This window comes from Bradyrhizobium sp. Ai1a-2, from assembly GCF_000426245.1.
GTDB lineage: Bacteria > Pseudomonadota > Alphaproteobacteria > Rhizobiales > Xanthobacteraceae > Bradyrhizobium.
On the sequence record NZ_AUEZ01000166.1, the window covers coordinates 1 to 5,600 of the forward strand.

A 5,600-nucleotide genomic window follows, 5' to 3' on the forward strand; every position below is an offset into this window, starting at 1 on the left:
AGTCTGGCGCCGGAAAGCTCGCTGCCGTCGCGAACTTGCGCCGCCACACCGTAAGCAGCCCACGAACAACGCCATGACGCCGAGCGACCTCGGAAATATTGGCCCCTTCCTCCAAGCTCTCGGCCACGATCCGAGCCTTCTCCTCCGCTGTCCACTGCCGTCGTCGACGCTGCCCTGTGATCACCTCGATCCGACGATAGGAGCCGCCTTCCTGCCTGGCATCAAGCATGGCTTCATGCATGGCATCTGCCATTGCCCACCTCCAAAAAACAGTTATGCCAGGATGTATCGCAGCTCAGTCGCGCGATGCCCAGGCGGGGGCTCATGCCGGTTACAGACAATCGGTGGGTCGGCGAAGCCTTAAGCTGACTTGATAAGTTGTTGCGTGCCATTGAGGCGTGAGGACGAAGTTAAATGGAAATAGGTAAGCCCACTTCCGCCTTGGAGATCCATCAGCACATTGTTTCGTTCCTGCAGAAGCCAGATCCAGTGATCTTGGACGTTGGCTGCTACGAAGGAGCTGACTCGTTACGTTTTCTTCGGCTTGCCCAGAGGCTCAGCTTTACTGCTTCGAGCCGGCCCCCCGGCGACTGCTCGCGTTAAGGAAAACAGTGGTCTCTATGTTGAGAAGGTACCTCTATCCTCGCGAGCAGAGGGTGATGTGTTGCTTGGGAACATGAGCCCTTAGAGCAACCGATTCCGCTTCCCTCATGCTACGGGCCTTAGTCGCAGTCGCCGCATTGATGACCGTGGCCGTAGCCCTGGCTTGCTAGCTAATTTGCGTCATTCTATTGAATGCGAGCGTCGCGATGGATTTTACCGAGCTTTTCATCAAACGTCCGGTGTTGTCTATCGTCGTCAGTCTCCTGATCCTGCTGATCGGCCTTCGCGCGGCCACCGTTCTGCCGATCCGGCAGTATCCCAAGCTGTCGAACACGGTCGCCAATATCACGACCTCCTATCCTGGCGCCTCCGCGGACATGATCCAGGGGTTCATCACCACCCCCCTGGAGCAAGCGGTCGCTTCCGCCGAGGGCGTCGACTACATTACGTCCTCCTCGGTGCTCGGTACCTCGACGATCCAGGTCCACATCAAGCTCAATTTCGATCCCAACGAGGCGCTCACCGAAGTGCTCTCTAAGGTCAACTCGGTCAAATATTTAATTCCGAAGGAGTCGAACGATCCGGTCGTCACCAAGTCTACCGGTCAGACCACAGCTGTCATGTATATCGCCTTCTCTAGCGAGGAACTGACGGCCAGCGCAATCTCCGACCATCTTTCGCGCGTGGTGCAACCGGTTATGTCAACCGTAGACGGAGTCGCAGCGGCAGACATCCTGGGCGGCCAGAGTTTTGCGATGCGGCTATGGCTCGATCCTGCGAAAATGGCGGGACACGGCGTGTCGCCCGCTGATGTTTCGGCTGCAATCGCCGCCAACAACTTCCAGGCCGCGGCCGGCCAAGTCAAGGGCCATTTCATTCTCTCTGACGTTACGGCCAACACTGATCTGCGGAGTGTCGATGACTTCAAGCGAATGATCGTCAAAGCCAATGACGGCGGCTTTGTGCGCATGGAGGACAGTGCGACAGTCGAGCTTGCCGCGCAGAGCACAGACGCCAGCGTCGTCATGAACGGCCAGCACGCGATCTTCATCGGCGTGCAGGCGAGCCCGCAAGGCAATCCGTTGAGCATAGTGCGAGGCGTTCGAGCGCTGTTTCCAGAAATGAAGCGCAACCTGCCGCCGTCGCTGAAGATGAAAGTTGCCTACGACTCCACCAAGTTCATTCAATCGTCGATCGATGAGGTGGTGAAGACGCTCATTGAGGCCGTCGTAATCGTGGTGGTGGTGATCTTCCTGTTCCTAGCCTCGCTGCGGTCGGTCATCATTCCGGTCGTCACCATTCCGCTGTCGCTCGTTGGCGTCTGCAGCATGATGCTGGCACTGAGGTTTTCATTCAATCTCCTGACCCTCCTCGCGATGGTGCTTGCGATCGGTCTCGTGGTCGACGACGCGATCGTCGTGGTGGAAAACATTCATCGCCATCTGGAAGAAGGCGCCCCGCCCGTGCAGGCCGCTACGAAGGGCGCGCGCGAGATCGTCGGCCCCGTCGTCTCCATGACGATTACGCTGGCCGCCGTGTACGCGCCCATCGGCTTTCTCGGCGGCCTCACCGGTGCGCTGTTCCGCGAATTCGCGTTTACGCTGGCGGGTTCGGTGATCGTGTCGGGCGTGATCGCGTTGACGCTGTCGCCGATGATGTGCTCGGTCTTCATGAAGAGCGCTGAGGAGGGGCGGTTTGCAAGATTTGTGAACCGCGTGTTCGGCGCTATGACACGCTACTACGGCCGCAAGCTCGGCCGCTCGCTCGACTATCGCCCGGTTACCGGGCTGTTTGCGCTGACCATGCTGGGCCTCGTCGGCTTTCTCTATATGCATACTTCCAAGGAACTCGCACCCGAGGAGGATCAGGGCATCGTATTCGCACTGACCAAGGCACCGAAATACGCCGAGATCGACCGGCGCGATGCTCCCGCTGTCAACCGTGGTCTCCATCGAGACTGCGACCGATCCGAACGTGCTCACCCACCACAAGCAGCTCAACTCCGCGACCTTCCAGGCCGTACCGATGCCCGGCGTCACGATCGGTCAGGCTGTGGACTTCCTGGACGGGGAGGCAAAGAAACTGCCCGCAGGCTTCAGCCACGACTTCCTCGCCGACGCCCGCCAATATGTGCAGGAGGGTAACCAACTCGCCATCACCTTTGCGTTTGCACTCATCGTCATTTTCTTGGTGCTTGCGGCGCAGTTCGAAAGTCTGCGCGATCCCCTCATCATCATGATCAGCGTGCCGATGGCAATCGTCGGCGCCTTGATCCCGCTATTCTTTGGCGCGGCTACGATGAACATCTACACTCAGATCGGACTGTTGACACTGGTCGGGCTGATTTCCAAGCACGGTATCCTGATGGTCGAGTTCGCCAATGAGCTGCAGCTCAAGGAGAGACTCGATCGCCGCTCTGCCATCGAGATGGCGGCGCGCGTGCGACTCCGTCCAATCTTGATGACCACGGCGGCGATGGTCACGGGCCTCTTGCCGTTGTTGACCGCAACGGGTGCTGGCGCCGCGAGCCGCTTCTCGATCGGGCTCGTGATCGTCGCGGGCATGTCGATCGGCACGCTGTTCACGCTCTTCGTGCTGCCGGCGGTCTATGTCGCGATCGCGTCCGATCACCGCGCCGCCGCGAGTTCCAACCACGCCAAGAACTCCGCAGCTCGACCTCACCGGGGCAGCTGATGCCCAACTGGCCAAGCGATGACGCTGACAATCAACCCGGGTTCGCTCGATTGCTGGTCTAGGATAGAGGCGCCGCTCGCCGACCGCGGTGACTTGATCGCACTGGGTGGCTGCAATTCGTGGCGCGGACGGACAGGAAGGATGATCCGTGGCTGCTGCGCTTCGTCTCGATCTTTCTATCGCTGGCCCGAGGTGAAGGACTACATCACCAAGAAATCCGGCCGCTTCATCGTGCCAGCGTCGCTAGCGACGGACGCCTGGGACGGCTTCACGGGTCCCTTGCGCGTCGAGACTTCAAGCCCGTGGTGCCGAGCTTGGTGGGAATCAGGTGCTCGACGAAGAAAGCGTCAGCGATCCGTTGCTGCTCCGACAGACCGGATGCGTTACCCGGCCGACCAGATAGCAGCGATGCTATTGGCCTCCGCCAAGGTGAATTGCCGGACATCCACGGCAGCGCAAGTCGCAAGCTTGACCTCGCCGGAAGAGGGAGAGAATTCACGCTTCCCTGATGAAATAGAGTGGCGTTGCCATTATTCATTGGCTCTTCTAGGGAGAATAGGTTACTTCGGCCTGACCGCGCGGCATCGCTGGCTGAAAGACGACCGCTGATTTGCTGCAGCCTTAGGATAAGTTGCCAAGAGATTCCAAATTTCCAATCACGAACGGTCGGGAACTGTCTGGGCCAGGAGCCTATCCCATTAGCGCAGTTACGGCCTTCGATACGAAGACTGTTGATTGACAATGGAAAAAATAGACTGACACGTATTGGCTGAGTGGAGTCAGGTGGTGGGAAACACAGCACGGCTTCCGTTATACAACTGAAGTCTGTAACAGGAGCAACTGGCGAACCTCTGCACTTGACCGCTCCCACTATGAAGGGCGCCGGAGCTGCTAAGCGAGTGATCTGAACCTGCCGCAAGTCTGATGACCAATGTTGGTCTGATCCCCCTGAGGCGTGATCCGACGCCCTTCGGAGTTTGAAAGCTGAGGAAATGCCTGCCTTTGATGCCGCTATGTTTTTTCTGGCCGCAACGACGTTTTTTGCGGCCTTTGTAAATGGAGCCATCGGCTACGGCTTCTCGTCGCTCACTGTACCCCTTGCGCTTGTTTTCTACACCAATCGCATTCTCAACCCCGCCATCGTCATCATTGAGGTCTTCGTCAACTTCTACGTCCTCCTCATCAATCTGAAGGGCGTGCCGGCGGTTTGGAAACGGGTGTTTCCCATCTTGCTCGGGCTCTTGCCGGGCATTGCGATCGGCGGCTATGCGCTGGCCTCGCTGCAGCCGGGCTGGAGCAAATTCGCCACCTACACGATCATTCTGCCCCTGATCCTGCTGCAAGCCGCCGGTTGGCGCCGTCCGATCGAGGCAAGCTGGCTAATCGGCCTGCCATTCGGGTCGATGCTGGGCATCCTCTACTCGGTGACGACCATCTCAGGCCCGCCTTTGGCGATGCTGTTCAACAACCAGGGCCTAGTCAAAAACGAAATTTCGCGCCGGCCTAGCCCTGGTTCGCGCGGCCGAATCGAGCGTAACCGCCTTCGTCTATTATAAGCTCGGCCTGTTCATTTCCGAAAGCGGCAGCCTGCTTTATGTCTTCATTCCCAGCGTCGTGCTCGGCATCCCGCTAGGATCTTATGTCATCCGCCGGCTTGATCCGGAGATCTTCCGCCGCATCTGCATGAGTTTTGATGCCTGGGTCGTGGGCTTCGGCCTGTCAAGGGTGCTAATCGAGCTCGCCCTGATGCAGAGCCCGTGGGCCTATGGCGTAATGGCGGCAACGATCCTGATCGATCTTTACCTGCTATACACCTTCTTTACGGCACATAACGGCGGCTCTGGGCGATCGCAGAGACAAGCGGGGCGCGCCGAGCGCGAGGTTAGAGCGAGCTCAAGTTGAATGGATCTGGTGTTCTGTCCTCGTAACAGAATGCACAAGATCAAACCGGCTGGCGTTCCGTTCAAAGGACCCGGCGCATACTGTCGCCGACGCGTCGACTCACCGAAGAAGCGAACCTCTCCGTCCCGGCCTGTTTCCACAATCGTTGATCCCTTCCTTAATATCCGTTTGCGACATGATGTGTCATTCGCGAAGTGAGCGCTTTCACACAGCCGTTTCGTCACGTCGACGCGAGACTACGCAATTCCGCTTTATCCCGATGAGTCGACATCGTTGGTTTGATCCGCTACTTCCGAAAAGTGCCACAGGACTAAACCGCTCGCGCGGTAGAACAGAGCGGCTGGCGGCACAGCCAAGAGGATAGCACAACGGGGCGTCCTGTCTTGAGATGAGGGGTTCGC

3 protein-coding genes and 1 pseudogene are annotated in these 5,600 nt (G+C 58.5%); 3 read left to right on the forward strand and 1 reads right to left on the reverse strand.

Translation table 11 applies throughout. The annotated features are described in order from the left end of the window. A partial coding sequence (locus K288_RS48815) for a transposase (protein ID WP_244443477.1) occupies nt 1-190 on the reverse strand: 190 nt, incomplete at its 3' end. Nucleotides 191-809: 619 nt separating this feature from the next. Between K288_RS48815 and K288_RS48820 the strand changes: the two are divergent. The 3 genes and pseudogenes from K288_RS48820 (at nt 810) to K288_RS55320 (ending at nt 4,853) form a co-directional block, all read left to right on the forward strand. Further along, nucleotides 810-3,319 (forward strand): annotated as a pseudogene (locus tag K288_RS48820) (efflux RND transporter permease subunit). Then, entirely contained in the window at nt 3,316-3,906 is a 591-nt protein-coding gene (locus K288_RS53945; RefSeq protein ID WP_160169085.1) for a hypothetical protein, read from the forward strand. Before K288_RS48820 ends, K288_RS53945 begins: the two are co-directional and overlap by 4 nt. A gap of 383 nt (nt 3,907-4,289) precedes the next feature. Then, nucleotides 4,290-4,853 (forward strand): sulfite exporter TauE/SafE family protein, encoded by a 564-nt coding sequence (locus K288_RS55320; protein WP_244443476.1) that lies wholly within the window; start codon nt 4,290-4,292, stop codon nt 4,851-4,853. Nucleotides 4,854-5,600: the final 747 nt, after the last annotated feature.

Excerpts from the sequence above, each read along its gene's own strand:
- K288_RS53945 (WP_160169085.1), top strand. The coding sequence starts at position 3,316 with ATGACGCTGACAATCAACCCGGGTTCGCTCGATTGCTGGTCTAGGATA.
- K288_RS55320 (WP_244443476.1), top strand. The coding sequence starts at position 4,290 with ATGCCTGCCTTTGATGCCGCTATGTTTTTTCTGGCCGCAACGACGTTT.